Source organism: Streptomyces sp. NPDC107562 (assembly GCF_055657325.1).
In genome coordinates this window covers 716,091-731,176 of the sequence record NZ_JBVKBE010000001.1, presented here as the reverse complement: position 1 = coordinate 731,176, position 15,086 = coordinate 716,091, and the positions used below count along the sequence as shown (strand labels likewise).

General features: G+C 71.2%; 13 protein-coding genes. 4 read left to right on the top strand and 9 right to left on the bottom strand.

Annotated features, from left to right (window positions below; all coding sequences use genetic code 11):
• Nucleotides 1-6: 6 nt before the first annotated feature.
• On the bottom strand, nucleotides 7-1,932 hold the full coding sequence (locus tag ACZ7LV_RS03270) for a purple acid phosphatase family protein (RefSeq protein ID WP_471935166.1): 1,926 nt from the start codon (nucleotides 1,930-1,932) through the stop codon (nucleotides 7-9).
• Between the two features lie 146 nt (nucleotides 1,933-2,078).
• Nucleotides 2,079-3,293, bottom strand: coding sequence for a HupE/UreJ family protein (locus ACZ7LV_RS03265; protein ID WP_471935164.1), 1,215 nt, complete (start codon nucleotides 3,291-3,293; stop codon nucleotides 2,079-2,081).
• Between the two features lie 171 nt (nucleotides 3,294-3,464).
• On the opposite strand from ACZ7LV_RS03265, the gene ACZ7LV_RS03260 reads away from it, so the two are divergent.
• Nucleotides 3,465-4,148 (top strand): type 1 periplasmic-binding domain-containing protein, encoded by a 684-nt coding sequence (locus ACZ7LV_RS03260; protein ID WP_471935163.1) that lies wholly within the window; start codon nucleotides 3,465-3,467, stop codon nucleotides 4,146-4,148.
• A gap of 34 nt (nucleotides 4,149-4,182) precedes the next feature.
• Here the strand turns inward: ACZ7LV_RS03260 and ACZ7LV_RS03255 are convergent, their stop codons facing one another.
• Nucleotides 4,183-6,513: an ATP-binding protein gene (locus ACZ7LV_RS03255; RefSeq protein WP_471935161.1), complete on the bottom strand. Its 2,331-nt coding sequence runs from the start codon at nucleotides 6,511-6,513 to the stop codon at nucleotides 4,183-4,185.
• A gap of 163 nt (nucleotides 6,514-6,676) precedes the next feature.
• On the opposite strand from ACZ7LV_RS03255, the gene ACZ7LV_RS03250 reads away from it, so the two are divergent.
• Nucleotides 6,677-7,468, top strand: a complete 792-nt coding sequence (locus ACZ7LV_RS03250; protein WP_471935160.1) for an alpha/beta fold hydrolase — start codon at nucleotides 6,677-6,679, stop codon at nucleotides 7,466-7,468.
• A gap of 45 nt (nucleotides 7,469-7,513) precedes the next feature.
• On the opposite strand, the gene ACZ7LV_RS03245 is transcribed toward ACZ7LV_RS03250, so the two are convergent.
• Together ACZ7LV_RS03245 and ACZ7LV_RS03240 are read right to left on the bottom strand one after the other, a co-directional pair.
• Entirely contained in the window at nucleotides 7,514-8,203 is a 690-nt protein-coding gene (locus ACZ7LV_RS03245) for a GAF and ANTAR domain-containing protein (RefSeq protein ID WP_471935159.1), read from the bottom strand.
• Between the two features lie 107 nt (nucleotides 8,204-8,310).
• Nucleotides 8,311-8,901 carry a TetR/AcrR family transcriptional regulator gene (locus ACZ7LV_RS03240; RefSeq protein WP_471935157.1) on the bottom strand — a complete coding sequence of 197 codons (591 nt, stop codon included), beginning with the start codon at nucleotides 8,899-8,901 and terminating at the stop codon, nucleotides 8,311-8,313.
• 63 nt (nucleotides 8,902-8,964) lie between these two features.
• On the opposite strand from ACZ7LV_RS03240, the gene ACZ7LV_RS03235 reads away from it, so the two are divergent.
• Nucleotides 8,965-9,861, top strand: coding sequence for an oxidoreductase (locus tag ACZ7LV_RS03235; RefSeq protein ID WP_471935155.1), 897 nt, complete (start codon nucleotides 8,965-8,967; stop codon nucleotides 9,859-9,861).
• A gap of 25 nt (nucleotides 9,862-9,886) precedes the next feature.
• On the opposite strand, the gene ACZ7LV_RS03230 is transcribed toward ACZ7LV_RS03235, so the two are convergent.
• Nucleotides 9,887-10,744, bottom strand: coding sequence for an NAD(P)-dependent oxidoreductase (locus tag ACZ7LV_RS03230; protein WP_471935154.1), 858 nt, complete (start codon nucleotides 10,742-10,744; stop codon nucleotides 9,887-9,889).
• A 236-nt stretch (nucleotides 10,745-10,980) separates the two neighbouring features.
• On the opposite strand from ACZ7LV_RS03230, the gene ACZ7LV_RS03225 reads away from it, so the two are divergent.
• Nucleotides 10,981-11,478 carry a TetR/AcrR family transcriptional regulator gene (locus ACZ7LV_RS03225; protein ID WP_471935152.1) on the top strand — a complete coding sequence of 166 codons (498 nt, stop codon included), beginning with the start codon at nucleotides 10,981-10,983 and terminating at the stop codon, nucleotides 11,476-11,478.
• Between the two features lie 401 nt (nucleotides 11,479-11,879).
• On the opposite strand, the gene ACZ7LV_RS03220 is transcribed toward ACZ7LV_RS03225, so the two are convergent.
• The 3 genes from ACZ7LV_RS03220 to ACZ7LV_RS03210 are packed head-to-tail and all read right to left on the bottom strand — an operon-like array spanning nucleotide 11,880 to nucleotide 15,072.
• Entirely contained in the window at nucleotides 11,880-12,716 is an 837-nt protein-coding gene (locus ACZ7LV_RS03220; RefSeq protein WP_471935151.1) for a GNAT family N-acetyltransferase, read from the bottom strand.
• Complete coding sequence (locus ACZ7LV_RS03215) at nucleotides 12,713-13,624, bottom strand: alpha/beta fold hydrolase (protein ID WP_471935149.1); 912 nt, start codon at nucleotides 13,622-13,624, stop codon at nucleotides 12,713-12,715. The genes ACZ7LV_RS03220 and ACZ7LV_RS03215 overlap by 4 nt, the downstream gene beginning before the upstream one ends.
• Entirely contained in the window at nucleotides 13,621-15,072 is a 1,452-nt protein-coding gene (locus tag ACZ7LV_RS03210; RefSeq protein ID WP_471935148.1) for an MFS transporter, read from the bottom strand. The genes ACZ7LV_RS03215 and ACZ7LV_RS03210 overlap by 4 nt, the downstream gene beginning before the upstream one ends.
• Between the last annotated feature and the right edge of the window lie 14 nt (nucleotides 15,073-15,086).

Genomic DNA, 15,086 nt, shown 5'->3' with positions numbered 1-15,086 from the left:
TGACGGTCAGCTGCTGAGCGCAGTGATCGTGAGGGTGGCGCGGTACCCGCCCTTGTCGACGCTGTCCGGGATCTTCAGATCCAGGTCGGCGCCGAGCCTGGCGCCGCCCCGCGGGTGGCCCTGCTCCGCGGAGCTGAGGCCACGCGAGACGGACAGGCCCTGCCCGTGGTCGTCGTAGCCGGACGCCACCGGCTCACCGGCCGTGGCACCGGCGCCGCCGTCCAGGACGTACGGCTTCCAGCCCAGGAAGGAGCCGGAGAACGTCTTGTCGGCGTCGCGGAAGTCGCTCACGTTGGCCGCGATCGACCACGGGGCGAGCGAGCGGCGGCTGTCCGAGACGAGGATCGGGTTGATCTTGCCACCCGCGACGAAGTGGTCGCCGTTCTCCTCCTTGGCGGTACCGAGGTCCACCAGCCCGTTGTAGCCGTCGATCGTCCAGCCGAACTCACCCGGGGCCGGGTTCGGGACGTCGACCTGCAGGTCCTGCTTGTCCCCGTGGAAGGGGTGCACGGTGACGTCGTCGACGTGCGAGCCGACCGGCTGGTCCGGGCCGGCCGCGCCGCTGCGGATGTTCTCGACCACGAGCTTGTCCTTGCGCACCTGGACCTTGACGTAGGTGCGGACGTGCTCCTGGCTCTGGACCGAGTTGTACCAGTAGCTGTCCGGGTTGAGCGGGTCGGCGCCGTTGCCCGCGCCGCTGGTCCCGCTGCTGTCCGGCTTGCTGATGTCGTAGTACTTCGAGCCGGAGGCGGAGTTGGCCGTCACGTACAGGACGCCACCGGGGCCCGGGTACACGTCGGCGGCACCCGGCTGCTCGGCCGGGTTCTCCTTCTCACCGTTCTTGATGAGGTAGCTGCGGGAGTAGCTGTGGTCGTGGCCCTGCAGGACCAGGTCCACACCGAGCTTGGAAAACGTTGTCGGGAAGTCGGTACGACGCAGCTTGTTGTCGCCGTCCTTGGCGTGCGCGGCCGGCGAGTAGATGGCGTGGTGGTAGACGAGGACCTTCCACTTGGCCTCGTTGCCGTGCTTGTTGATGACGTCGGTGACGAAGTTGACGTGCGCCGCGTCGCCGCCGCCGTTGGCGGAGTTGTAGCTGTTGCTGTTCAGGTCGATGAACAGCACGTCCTTGTAGATGTACCAGTAGTCACCGCCCGACTTGGTGCCCGCCGGGTTCCCGTTGTCGTAGTACGGGGCCGAACGGTCGGTGTTCGGGGTGGTGAAGTGCTGCTCGTAGGCCTTGCCACCGACGTCGTGGTTGCCGATGGTGGCGGCCCACGGGTACTGGCGCAGCTGCTCCGGGGCGAGGAAGGCGTTCCACTGGGACTCGGTGTTGGCCGTCTCGACCTGGTCACCGCCCGACACCAGGAGTTCGGCGTTCGGGTTGGCCTTCAGCGAGACGTCGACCGTGTCCTGCCAGCCGGCCTGGTCGTTCGCGACGTTCCCGGACGAACCGATCTGCGGGTCGCCGTAGAACAGGAAGTCGTAGTCGCCTTCGAAGTCCTGCGTCGTGAAGGAGTAGGTGGCGGACCAGTTGCCCTCGCTGCCCACGCGGTAGGAGTACCGGGTCTGCTCCGTCAGGCCGGTGATCGTCGCGTGGCGGTTGTAGCCGCCGCTGGTCGCGATGTTCGCCGCGCCCATGGCGTCGAAGGTGGCCGCGCCCGTGGGGAACTCGTCGTTCACCAGCTGCGCGGTCGGCGCGACCTGGATGACCTGCGCCGTGTCTGCCGAGGAGTACCACGTCACAGTGCGCTGCGACTCGTTGGCACCCACACCGAGTATCACGCCGCTGAGCGTCGCGGACTCGGCGGCGCCGGCCGGGACGGCCATGCCGGTGCCCAGTGCGACGGTCAGCCCCAGAAACGCCGCAGTGGCCCCGGTGGCCATGTGGCGCCGCACAGGCCCACGGGCCTGCGGGGAGTTGCTTGATCTCATGAGTTTCGTTCTCTGTTCCGTTGTGCACGCCTGAAACGTGCATGAGTGGAGATCTGCACGCTCACGCCGCCAAGTGATGATCCGGTGAATGAGAAACCGCTGAATGGTCGAGGGCTGCTCAAAGTCGGCAAAGATCGTGGAAAGTGTCAAACTCCGGCCACACGTTGGACGAACCAGAGGAGTCCCATTACGCAAACACCCGCCGACACCACGCCGGTGGCCACAAGGCCGGCTCTCGGCGCACGCCGGCGCAGGACCAGCAGCAGCGGGAACACCACGGCGATGACGGCCAACTGCACGACCTCGATCCCGACGTTGAACACCAGCAGCGACCACAGCAGCGTCCAGGACCACGCCGCCTCGATGCCCAGGGCGCCCGCGAAGCCCAGCCCGTGCACGAGGCCGAAGCAGAAGACGACCGTCAGGCGGGACCAGCCGGCGCGGTCGAGGCCGAGGCGGCCGCTTTCCTGTCCTGCCGTCAACTCCGCCGCTCGGCCGCGGTGCCGTCCCAGTCGCCACAGGTGCCAGCCGGCGACCACGGCGATCGACAGCGCGATGACGGGCTCGACGACGGCCGAGGGCACCTCGACGATGCCGAGCGCCGCCAGCATGAACGTCACCGAGTGCGCCACGGTGAAGCTCGTCGCCGCCAGCACGATCTCGCGCGGGCGGCGCGAACCGGCGATGAGGGCCAGCAGGAACAGCAGGTGGTCGACCCCTGTCAGCAGGTGCTCGGCACCCAGGCGGAAGAACTCCCAGAAGCGCTCGTACCAGGCCTGGGCCAGGGAGAACGACGGGTGTGCGGCGTCCAGCGCCGCGCTGCCCGAGCGGCCGTCGACGTCGTACGTGACGATGGTCTTGACGCCCTTGACATAGCCCTCGGAGTCGGGGAACAGGGTGCTGCGCAGCACCTCTTCACCGGCGTCGCCGGGGCAGGACCAGTCGAGGTCCAGGCCGGCGTACGGCACGCCCTCGCGCTGTCCCATCGTGAAACGGCGGCTCTGCGACGGTGTGCAGGACGCGCCACCCGCGGTGACCGGGAAGTGGTCGGCGGCGTAGGCGACGGCGGATCGGGCGTGCGCGTTCAGCGCCAAGGCCTGCGCACGGGTGTCGCCGGACTCGAAGGCCGCTGTGCCTTCGCGGAAGAGGGCGTCGTCGTGTTCGAGGTCGGCGGCGGACACGACGTAGAGGTCGTACTCGAGTTCCAGGGTGGTGCGCAGAAGGCCGGTGTCGGACCGGGAGACGTGGGCGTACACGGTTGAGGAGAAGCCGTGCGCGGCAGCGGGTTGCTGCCAGACGGCGATGAGGGCGAACAGGGCCGCGACAAGTGCGAAAAGGGGGCGGCGTATCTGGTGTGGCATGGTGCTCCTTCACGTTGCCACCGCAGCGTGCGCGCGTTCGCTGAACCGGAACCGGAGCATCGACGAACCCTTGGCAAACAAGTGTGCGGGCGCGTTCGCTCGGGTGGATTCCGCGTGAAACGTGCGATGAGGATGAGGGCGCACCACCTCATCTCCCGGAGAACGATCACCTTGCTCCCCTCGCTTCGGTCCGTCGCCGCGCTGGCCGCGGCTGCCGCCCTCGCCGTACCGCTCGCCGCCTGCGCCTCCGGTGACGACTGGTCACGGCCGCACCCCCGCCCCTCCGCCGTGGGCGTCGCGGGGCCGGGTTTCGTCGACCCGGCCGATCCGCCCGCCCCGGAGGCGACCGCGACTCCACGGCCCGGCTCGTGGTCCGGCCTCCACCCCTCCGAGGGCTACCGGGTCGTCCTGGTCACCTCGGGGGACGACCGTCCGACCCGGACCCTGGTGGCCGCGGTCCAACGGTGGGCGAAGGACGAGGACGTCGACCTGCGCACGGTGACCGCCGCCCACGAGTCCGACGCCGTCCCTCGGATCGCCGAAGCCCTCGACATGCGGCCCGACCTCGTCGTCAGCGCGGGCAACGACCTCGTCGACGCCCTCGCCACCGTGACCCCTCATCACCTCTCCCAGCAGTTCCTCGTGGTGGGCGCGGAGCTGGCCGAGCCCACCGAGAACGTCACCTCCGTCGACTGGTCCGGCGCCTCGTTCCGCGGCGAGGGCCTCGGCATGTCCTCGACGTACGACCCGGCCTCCTTCACCTCGGCCCGCTGTGCGGCGGCGGTACGCGCCGGGGTCGCCTCGGTGCTCACGGGAGTGACGGGGATCGTGATCTGGCTCGACGGGGACCAGTGATTCACCTGGGTTGGCCGGACGGTCGCACCCGTGGTCAGGTGTGCCAGTGGGCGGGGCCGTCGGGAGCGGGCCGGTAGGCGAAGCGGCCTCCGGTGTGGAGGGAGGCGCGCAGATGGGCGCCGGTCAGGGGGGCCGTTGCCTCGATCCTTCCGAGGGCGGCCCGCAGGGCTCGGGTCGCGTTGACACGGGCTCGTTCCGCTTCGTTGCTCCGGGGGCGGCCCCTCCCGCCGAGGCCGGTGTGCCGTCGCAGTTCGGCGAGCAGCGCGGTGCGCTCCACGGCCAACGCCCGCGCGCGGTCGGCGTCGCCGGCCCGGTCGGCGGCGTCGAGCTGCTCGTCGAGGACGCGGAGGTGGCGCAGGTAGGCGGCGCGGCCCTCCGGGTCGAGCACGGGGTCGCCGTTGGGTGTGGGGAGTCCTGTGCCGCCCGCGACGAGGTCGAGCGCGGCGATGTCGCGGCCGGGTGAGGCGAGGAGGGTGTGGAGGTAGGTCATGCCGCGGATGTGGCGCAGCCGGGCCTGTTCGGAGCCGGCCTCCAGTCGCCAGTCGTCCCCCTCCCGGACGAAGACCCACGTGTCGGCGGAGGGTGTCAGGGCGCTGAGGAGGCCGTCGAGTCCGAGGCGTTCGGCGATCGAGCGCGCCGTGGCGCGGTCCTCGCCGGCCGCCTGTGCGTCTCCCCGTCCGCCGCGGGCGGTCAGCGCGTCCGCGCGCGCGGCCGAGGTGTGGGCGAGCCAGGGCAGTGCGCCGATCCTGCGTTCCAGGCCGGCCGCGCGCCCCAGCAGGGCCACTGCCTCGTCGGCGCGGCCGAGCCGCAGGGCCAGGCGGCCGAGGTGGTCGTCGACCGGGCCGGTGACGGTGTTCGCGCCGCCCCAGACGACGAGCCGGCCCGCGTACGGGGTCAGCGCCTCGTGCAGGGCGTGGGCCGCCCGCAGGTCGCCGGTCCGGGAGGCCACCACCGCCAGATCCGCGGCCGCCCCCAGCCAGCGCGGCCCCGATCCGGCGAGCACGGCAGGCAGCAGACGATCGAGTTCGAGGCCGGCCTCCACGGTCGATCCGGATTCCCACAGCAGCCGGGCCGCCGTCGCCTCGAAGAAGTGTCCGGGCAGTCGCCGGGCCATGGCCCGCCACGACGCGACCAGTCGCTCGTCGCCGCCGCGCAGTACGGCGACCGCGCTGCGCAGGCTGCCCGCAAGCCGTTCGGTGTCCGCGAGGCCGGCCCGGCGCCCTCGTTCCTCGACCTCCTCGGTGAGTGCCGCCGCCTCGTCGAACCGGCCACGGACCGTGGCGAGCATCGCCTGGCGTGCCGGTACGACGACCGATGCCTCGACATCGCCGGCGAGTTCGGCGGCGCGCGCGTACGCGGTCAGCGCGCTCTCGGCGCGTTCGGTGTCGCCCAGTTCCATCAGTGCGACGAACCGCCAGAACAGGCCCCGGAGCTCGGCGTCGGTGTCGCCGGCGCGACGCGCCTGTTCCACGATCGTCGAGGCGGTGGTGAGGCGTTCGCCGGCGGCGGCCGGGTCCCACAGGGCGTGCAGGCGGGAGTCGAGGACGGCGGCGAGCGTACCGGGGTCGCCGCTCGCCGTGGCCGACGCGGCCGCCTCGTCGGCGAGTCGGCGTCTTCGTGCGGCGGTGGACGCGTCACCGAGCAGTTCGCGGGCGAGTCGCGCGAGGACGCGGGCGCGGGCGACGGGCGGAAGGGGCCGCTCGGCCGCGGCCTCCAGCAGACGGACCATGCGGGTGTCGACGTCGAGGAACCCGGTGCGCGACGGGGTGGTCAGAGCGAGGTGCAGGACGGGGTCGGTGTCCTGCGGAAGGCCGGCCAGTTCGGCCGCGAAGGCGAGGGCGGGGCCGGGCAGGCCGCCCGAGGCGAGCCACAGGGCGTGGACGGCGGCGGCGGACGATCCGGGTGCCAGGTCGGCGAGTTCCGGTTCGGTCAGTCCGCCGAGCCGCACCTCCGGGGCGACGCCGAGCGGGCTCAGCGTGGTGACGAGGGTGGCCGTGCCGGAGTCCGCGCGCGCGGCGGACAGGCGGTAGACCTCCACGGCCCTCTCGCCGGCCAGGTCGAGGTCGTCGACGACCAGCAGGCGGGGAGCGTCGCCGGTCGCCGGAGCGCTCGCGAGTTCGTCAGCGTCCCACGGGCGGGAGGCGGGGCCGGCGAGGGCCGCCCACGGGTCGGCGCCGGGAGTCGCGGCGGCGCGCAGCACCTTGAACCCGCGGGCACGCGCACGGTCGGTGGCGGCGTCGGCGAGTGTCGTCCGGCCGGATCCCCGCGGGCCACTCACCACGAGGTGTCCGCCGTGCCCCGCGGTGGCCCGGTCGAGGAGCCGGTCCACGGCGGCCAGCTCCGCCCGGCGTCCGATCAAGCTCACACATGCAGGCTATAGCGGCCCCGGAGGGCGGGCCGGTCGGGCCTTTGCGGCCCCTCGCGCGCGACGCGCACGCGGCGGTGGGGCGGGGTGGGGTGGATCACGTACAGCATGTTCGGCAGGGGGTTACGCCTCGCCTGGTGACACCTCTGAGACAGGATTCCCCATGCCCGACACGCACCGCACCACCCTCGCCGGTCTTGCCGCCGACCTCCACGGGACCTCCGACGCGCGCCCTGCGGTGGTCCTTCTGCACGGCCTCTCCTACGACCGTCGGCAGTGGGGACCGCTGCTCGCGGAGCTGGAGAGCGTGGACCCCGGCCGCCGTGTCCTCGCCCTCGACCTGCCGGGGCACGGCGGCTCGGCCCCTCGCTCCAGGTACCATGCGGCCGAGGTCGCCGAGCAACTGCACGAGGCGGTGACCCAGGCGGGGCTCGGCACACCGGTCGTGGTGGGTCACTCCCTGGGCGGCGTGCTGGCCACCGTGTACGCGGCCGCGTACCCGGCCGCCGCCGTCGTCAACATCGACCAGCCGCTGCTGGCGGGGCCGTTCCGGGACCTCCTGCTCCAGGCGGAGCCGACGTTGCGCGGTCCCGCGTTCGGCGAGGTCTGGGACCGGCTGCTCCGAGGCCTGGGGACGGATCTGCTGCCGCCGGACGCGCGGACGCTGGTCGACACGGCGACGACGCCCCGGCAGGATCTTCTGCTCGGCTACTGGGACGAGTTGCTGACCACACCGGCGGACGAACTCACCCGGCAGCGGGTGCGGGACATGGAGTCGCTCAGGGCTCGCGGCGTGGCCTACCACCATGTCAGCGGGATGGAGCCGGCGGCCTCGTACCGCGACTGGCTTCTGACCGTGCTGCCGGGCGCCGAGGTGACGGTGCTGCCGGACAGCGGGCACTTCCCCCATCTGGTGCGGGCCAGGGAGGTCGCCGAGATCGTCGCCGCACTGTGAGCGACGGTCGGCCCAGAACCGGCGTCGGGTCCCGGCCTCGCGGGATCAGGAGAGGGTGCCCGTCTCGCACACCCGGCGAGCGACCTCGCGCAGCTTGACGTTGTGCTCCTGGGAGTACCGGCGCAGCACGTCGAAGGCCTGTTCCTCGGTGAGGCGGTGGCTGCCCATGAGGATGCCCATCGCCTCACCGATGGTGTGCCGGGTGTCGACGGCCTGCTGCATCTGCGCGTGCGAGCGGGCGCCGGCGAAGGCGACCGCCGCGTGCGAGGCGAGCAGCCAGCCCGCCGTCTCGCTGACGTCGGTGAAGGCTCCGGGACGGCGGGAGTAGATGTTCAACGCCCCGAGTTCTTCGGCGTCGGTGTAGAGCAGGAAGCCCATCATGCTGCCCAGCCCCAGCTCCCGTGCCTGCGGTGCGAATGCGCGCCACCGCTGCTGTTCCGTGGTGAAGTCCGCGATGCGGAAGACCCTCTCCTGGAAGTGCGGGCGGGCCGCGTCGAAGCACGGGCCCTCCTGCAGGCGCTCCTGGAGTTGGTCGCTGTCGGTCACGAGCTGCTCGGTGGGGGCGAGGCTCCGCACCCGCTTGCCCTGGAGGATCAGAATGCCGGCGGCGTCACAGCCCTCGACCAGTTCGGTGGCGGAAGCCGTGATCCTTTCGAGCGTTGCGTCCACCGAGTCCTGCGCCAGCAAGTCCCGCGCCATGTCCGCCATGTCTCGTGCGAACGTCTCCCAGTCCACAGCATCCTCCGTCTTCCGACCAGCCTCACCCCTCAGCCTTCCACTCTCCCACTCGAGGGTCGGCCCAGGAACGAGACACTCGCGCTGCCGGGATCCGGCCTCGCCGCTCAGCGTGGCCGCAGGCCGGCCATCAACGTCTCGATGCTGCCGCTCACGAGTGTGTCGAGGGGGCGGTCGCCGTGCATCCCCATGCCGGCGAGCACGGTGAGGCCCTGGAGGAGCGCCAGCAGCGTCATGTCCATCCGGCCGGTGTCGTCCGCTTCGATGAGGCCGCGTTCCCGCGCGTCCGCCAGCAGCCGTACCGGCGCCGCGAAGGCCCGGTCGTTCGCGGACCGCAGACGGTCGTCGCCCTCGCCCTTGGGCCGGTGCATCAGGCCGAGCAGAGCGCCGTGTTCGACGCCGAACTCGACGTAGGTCCGGGCGAAGACGACGAGGCGTTGCGTGATGTCGCCCTCGGCCGCGTCGAGCGCCGCGTCGAGTCTGCGGCCCAGCCGCTCGTAGCCCTCCTCGGCGAGCGCGTCCAGCAGTGCGCCCTTGTCCGCGAAGTGGCGGCGAGGGGCGCCGTTGCTGACACCCGCCTCTCGCGCCAGTTCGCGCAGGGAGAGGCCTTCGACCCCGCGTTGGTCCAGGACGATCTCGGCCTGCTGCAACAGGGCGCTGCGGAGGTTCCCGTGGTGATAGGGGCGCGCTTCGGTCATGGCCCCCAATCTAGCGCAGTGTATTCATTGACTACAATGTAGTCGATGAATACATTGGGGGGCATGACCAGTTCACTCGGTACCGCCCCTGAGGCGGCTGACGACCTTCCGCCGCAGACCGGACGCACGGTGATCATCACCGGGGCGAACAGCGGCATAGGTCTCGAAACCGCCCGCGCGCTCGCCGCGGCCGGGGCCCACGTCGTGATGGCCGTCCGCGACCTACCCCGGGCTCGCCCGATCGCCGAGCGGTTGCCCGGCTCGACGGAACTGCGCCGGCTCGACCTCGCCGATCTCGCGTCCGTCCGGGAGTTCGCGGACTCCTTCGGCGACCGGGTCGACGTCCTGATCAACAACGCCGGCGTGGCCCACGTCCCCCTCGGCAGGACGGCGGACGGGTTCGAGACGCACTTCGGCATCAACCACCTGGGGCACTTCGCCCTGACCAACCTGTTGCTGCCACGCATCACCGACCGCGTCGTCACCATCGCCTCCAACGCCCACAGGAACGCCACGCTCGACCTGTCCGACCCCCATGGGGAGCACCGGCGCTACCGTCCCTCGGCCGCATACGGGCAGTCGAAGCTCGCCAACCTGCTCTTCACGCTGGAACTGCAACGGCGGCTGGTGACGGCGGGCACCGGCCTCCTCGCGCTCGCGGCTCACCCCGGAGCGGCGACCACCGGACTGAACCGGCATCTGGGCCCCGCCATGAAGGTCGTCGCGGCGACCGTGGGCCGTCTCGTCATGCAGAGCGAGACCGACGGGGCGCGGCCCACCCTGTTCGCGGTCACCCGGGACCTGCCGGGCGCCGGCTACGTCGGTCCCGACGGTCGGGGCGGACAGCGCGGCCGACCGACCCTGGTCCCCCGGAGCGCCACCGCCCAGGACGCCACTCTGGCAGCCGAGTTGTGGAACCTGTCCGAACGACTGACGGGCGTCTCCTTCCCCCTCGGGTGACGGCCTCCCCCGGTGAAAGGGGGCGTCACAACGACTCGGACTCCTTCGAGAACCCGGACATGAACTCCACGCCGCGGGTCGCCAGATCGTGCAGCTCGACGCCCGAGACACCCGCGGAGCGGCACAGCTCGTCGAAGACCGCGAGGTCCTTGCCGGCGATACCGGCGGCGAGCTGGGCGAACCGGGGGTCCTTGAGGAGCCTCCCGACCAGGAGTTCCATCCCGAAACTGCCTCCGGTCGCCGTGCGCAGCATCCTTTCGGTCGCCTCCGGGTCCATCCCGAGCCGTCGTCCGGCCTCCAGAGCGAGGACCGCCGAGTGGACGTTGGCGAGGAGGAGCGCCTGGTTCAGCCCCTTCATCGCCAGACCGTGTCCGACCGGCCCCAGGTGCTCCACGTGCGAGCCGAAGGACTCCAGTACGGGACGCACCCGCCTGAACGCCTCGGCAGGACCTCCCACCATGACGGTCAGCTGGCCCGAGACGGCACGCTGGCGAAAGCCTGCGACCGGCGCGTCCAGCACGGTGACGCCGTGCGGCGCACAGCGACGCGCCAGCTCCACCACGTAGTCGACCGTCACGGTCGAATGCACCACGAGGACGCCGCCCGGGCTCATCCCCGCCAGGATGCCGGACTCTCCGAGCACCACCTCGCTGACGTCCTGCTCACCGAAGACGCAGACGCCCACGACCTCGCTGAGCCGCCCGAGCTCGGCGAGGTCCACGGCTCGGCGATAGGGCGACCCGTCGAACGGGGCCAGACCGGCCGTACGGCGGGCCCAGAGCGTCGTCGGGAAGCCGGCCAGCAGAATGCGCCGCGCCATGGGCTCGCCGATGTCGCCGAGGCCCACGAAACCCACTCGCAGTTTCCTGCTCTCATCAGCCATGACGTCGCACCTTCTGGCTGAGCCGTTCACTCGGTCGATGACACGCTCAACATTCCGGCCACCATCGAGGCACGGTCAAGCGCGAAAGGTAATACCACTGCTGGCACCCTCAGCGGGTTAGCGGTCGCAAATATGGGTACCTACTTCGGTCGACAGCACCGCGGGAGGAACGCTTGGCCGAGACCGACAGAGGCATGCGGGCCGATGCCCTCAAGAACCGAGAGCACATTCTGCGCGTGGCACATGACGCGTTCACGGAGGACGGGGCGACCTCGCTCAACACCATCGCCAAGCGGGCGGGCATCGGTCCCGGCACCCTGTACCGGCACTTCCCCACCCGGGAGGCCCTGATCCTGGCGGTCTACCGGCACGACGTCCAGCGACTCGTCGACTCCGTTCCTCAGGTCCTTTCCGAGCACCCGCCGCTCGCGGCGTTCCGCGTCTGGTTCCACACCCTGGCCCGGTACGTGCGACTCAAGCACGGCCTGGGCGAGGCCCTGCACAACGCGGCAGTGCAGGACTCCATCAACGCGACCTACGAACCCGTCACCAGAGCGGTGGCGAGCCTTCTGGGCGCCTGCGTGGAGAACGGCGACCTGCGCGCCGGTCTGGACGCCGCCGACGTCCTGCTGGTGATGGGCTTCCTGTGGCGCGTCGCCCCGGGCGAGGACGGCGCCGAGCAGGCGGATCGCATCATGGAGCTGGTGATCGACGGGCTGCGCCCCCGGGAGTAGCGGCCGCCGACCCCCTTGAGGAGGGGTGAGGTGGCGACGAGGACCGAGTTCGCCGCCCCCTGTGCGACCGTCTCCATCAGCCGCGCGGGCACCCTGCCGCTCCCCCGGCCATCGGTGTGCCGCTGGAGGTTCGTGAGGATCGTCCCCGGCATCACGGCGTCGGCGGTGATGCGGTCGTCGGCCCAGCGGCGCGTCGCCTCCACGGCGAACAGGACACCGGAAGGCGAAGTCGAACAGGACACCGGAAGGCGAAGTCCACGTCGTCCCGGACGACGGCGGCGAGCGCGTCGTGCAGTCCGGTGGCCAGGGCGAAGTGGCCGTAATTGGTGGCGAACTCGGACGCCGGCCATGAGTCCAACGACAGCGGTTCATGGTGCCCATGCGGTAACCGTCATGGCTTCTCAGTCCTTCCAGAGCCAGGTGGCGCGCTCGTACAGCGGCTCGAATCCGGAGCGCAGCATGTTGTGCAGAGAGGTGTTGTGGTCGCCTGGCCTCTCCGCGCCGGTCTCGGCGACGAGCCATCGGCAGCCCGCGGCCTGGGCCGCGCGGGCGCGGGCGGTGAGCAGGGCCGACTGGGCGCCGCGGCCGCGGCCTTCCGGGAGCGTCGCCCCACCGAACATGTCGGCGCACTCACCGTTGACGAAGACGCTCCCCACCGCGATGATCCGCTCGCCGTCCCACACGGCGAACTGCTCCCAGTCCGGCCTGCCCACGCAGGACGCGGCCATGTCGGTCATGCCTGGTGCGGTGAAACCGAACGTGGTCATCATGACGGTGGCCCACTCCTCGGCCTGCCGAGGCTCGACCGGGCCGACGCGCAGCCCGGGTCGGAGCGTCGCGACGCCGTCGACCGCCGACAGCGCGGCCTCGACATTGCATCCCAGCTTGGCAAAGCGGTCGCCCTGGCCGAGGTGCAGCTTGTCGACGGTCGTGGCCCAGTCGGACGGGAGCAGCGAGGGCGCGATCATGAACGCGCCCTGGGACAGGCCCTGCTCGCGGAAGAAGTCGCACACCTCCGTCACGGCGTCCACCGTGACCGGTTCCCCGGCGCCGAAGCCGCCGGCCCGGTTGAAGAAGCGGCTGGGATCCTCGCGGATCGCCAGCGCCAGTGCCGAGCCCACGCGGTGCGAGGCGATGCCCAGCGTGTCCCGCACCGGTGCCGGAGCCCCGGTCACGAAGTCGGCGTAGGCCGCGATTTCGGTCTGCTCGGCCAAGGTGATCGGTACGTTGGTGGTCATGTCCGCGTTCCCTTCTCCTGGTTCCCCTGGTTCCCCTGGTTCCCTTGGTTCTCCTGGTCCTCGACGAAGTCCGCCACGGCGGAGGTGAACTCGTCCGGCTGCTCGATGTGCCCGAGGTGGCCGCTCGCGTCGAGCTCGCACAGCCGCGCGTTCGGCATGGCCGCGTGCATCTCGTGGGCGAAGCGGGGCGGGCAGATGAAGTCGTAGGCGCCCACGACCACCAGTGCCGGCACGGCGATCGTGCCCAGCCGGTCCCGTACGTCCCACGTCACCGGCAGGCGGTTCGGGTCGTAGGTGGCGGCGAGCCGGAACGCACCCGTGCGGCCGGTCGTCCTGCGGTGGTCGGCGAAGTAGGCGGGCAGGATGGCGTCCAGGTACCGCCGGTAGGACGCGTCGCCGCCGATCTCCAGCGTGCGTGCCACATTGACGGCGTCCCACATCCGGCCCGCCCGGGCCGCCTCCGGACGACCCGGCCAGCGCGCGACGAAGGCCGCCATCTCCCGGGTCGCGGTCTCGCGCAACTCCCGTCCGTACAGGGGCGCGGTGTCGTAGAGGATCAGTCCGTCGAGGCGGCCCGGACGGTCGAGGGCGAACTGGAGGGCCACGCACCCGCCGTGCGAGTGGCCGAGGAAGTAGCCGGTCGCCACGCCCATGTCGTCCAGTACGGCTTCGGCGAAGCGCGCGTAGCGAGACATGGAGTAGTCGCCGTCCGGAAGCCGGGCGCTGTCGCCCGAGCCGACCGGATCCACGTACACCAGGGTCAGATCGCGTTCCAGAGCCGGCATCCGCAGGTATTGCGGGTGCACTCCGGGGCCCCCGGAGTGCACGAGGCACACGGGGCCCTCTCCCGCGATCCGGTAGACCTGGCGTACGCCGTCGACGCTGACGGTCCGCGCGGGGGCGTTCACGATCCGCCGCCCGGGCTCTGCGGGGCCGGCCTGGCGCCGTGTCCCAGCGGTGTCTGTTCCGAGGGTTCACCGGTGACGGCCTCCAGAGGCAGCCCGGTGGTGCGGGGGCCGAGGAGCAGCACGTCGACCGCGAGCAGGCCGAGCGCCAGGGCGACGACCGTGTAGACGGTGACGGCGCCGAAGCGGTCGAGTACCGGGATCAGTACGAAGGGCAGGAGGGCGGTGACGAGCCGGCTGATCGAGTACGCGGTGCCCACCGCGGTCGACCGCAGCGCCGTCGGGTAGACCTCGCCGAGGTAGGTGTGGAACGCGTTGGCGAAGAGGTTGCTCACCGCGGTGAAGACGAACCCCCATGCCACGATCGAGACCGTCGACGAGCCGAGGCCGAAGAGCAGCCCCGAGACGGCCATGGCGAGGGCACTCGCGGCAATGAGCACCTTGCGTTCCACGCGCTCGATGACGGGCAGCGAGAGCAACGAGCCCACCGGGTAACCGATGTAGGTGAGGGCGAGGAATCCCAGGGACGCGACGACCGAGTATCCCTTGCTCTGCAGCACCAGGGGCGCCAGGGTGCCGAATCCGTAATAGCCGAAGACCTGGAGCGCGTTGATCGTCCACTGCATCAGGGTGCGACGTGCGAGCACGCCGGTGAACAACGTCCGCACGGACGGACGCCGTGGCGGGAGGGGCAGTTGGGCGTCCCGCGGTGGCGGCAGGTCCGCCCCGTGACGCGTCGCCGTCCGCTCCCATCGCACGACGAGGCGCTCCGCTTCGTCGAACCGGCCGACCGACTCCAGCCAGCGGGGCGACTCGGGCAGCGAGCGCCGCAGCACCCCCACCAACAGGGCGCCCAGGCCGCCGAAGAAGAACATCCAGCGCCATCCGGCCACACCGAGCGGCTGGAGAGAGACCAGCCGGCTCGCCAGGAAGCCGGCTACGGGCACCCCGAGGAAGCCGACGGTGTAGGCGAAGGCGACGTATTTGCCGCGGATCTTGGCCGGCAGCAGGTCGGACAGGTAGGTGTCGGCGAGCGCCAGTTCGGCCCCGATGCCGAGTCCGGCGAAGAACCGGGTGACGACGAGCGTCAGGGAGTTCGGCGAGAGCCCGCCGAGGAAGGACGCCGTCGAGTAGAGCGTCAGGTTGATCAGGAAGGTGCGCCGCCGCCCCAGCCGGTCGCCGAGGCGTCCGAAGAGGACGGCGCCGAAGAACTGCCCGACGAACGCGCCGGCGAGCACCGCCTTGAGCGCGAGGCCGGACACTGCGAACGCCGACGTCAGCACGACGGAGAGGGTGCCGGCCAGGAAGATCTCGTAGATGTCGAAGAAGAGCCCGAAACCGATCAGGGCCACCGCGAGTCGGTGCACAGGCAGGACGGGCAGACGGTCCAGACGTGCTGAGATCGTCCTGGCGCCGGGTGCGGAGTCGGATGAATTCACGCGCGCCGTCACGGCGTCGAGAATAT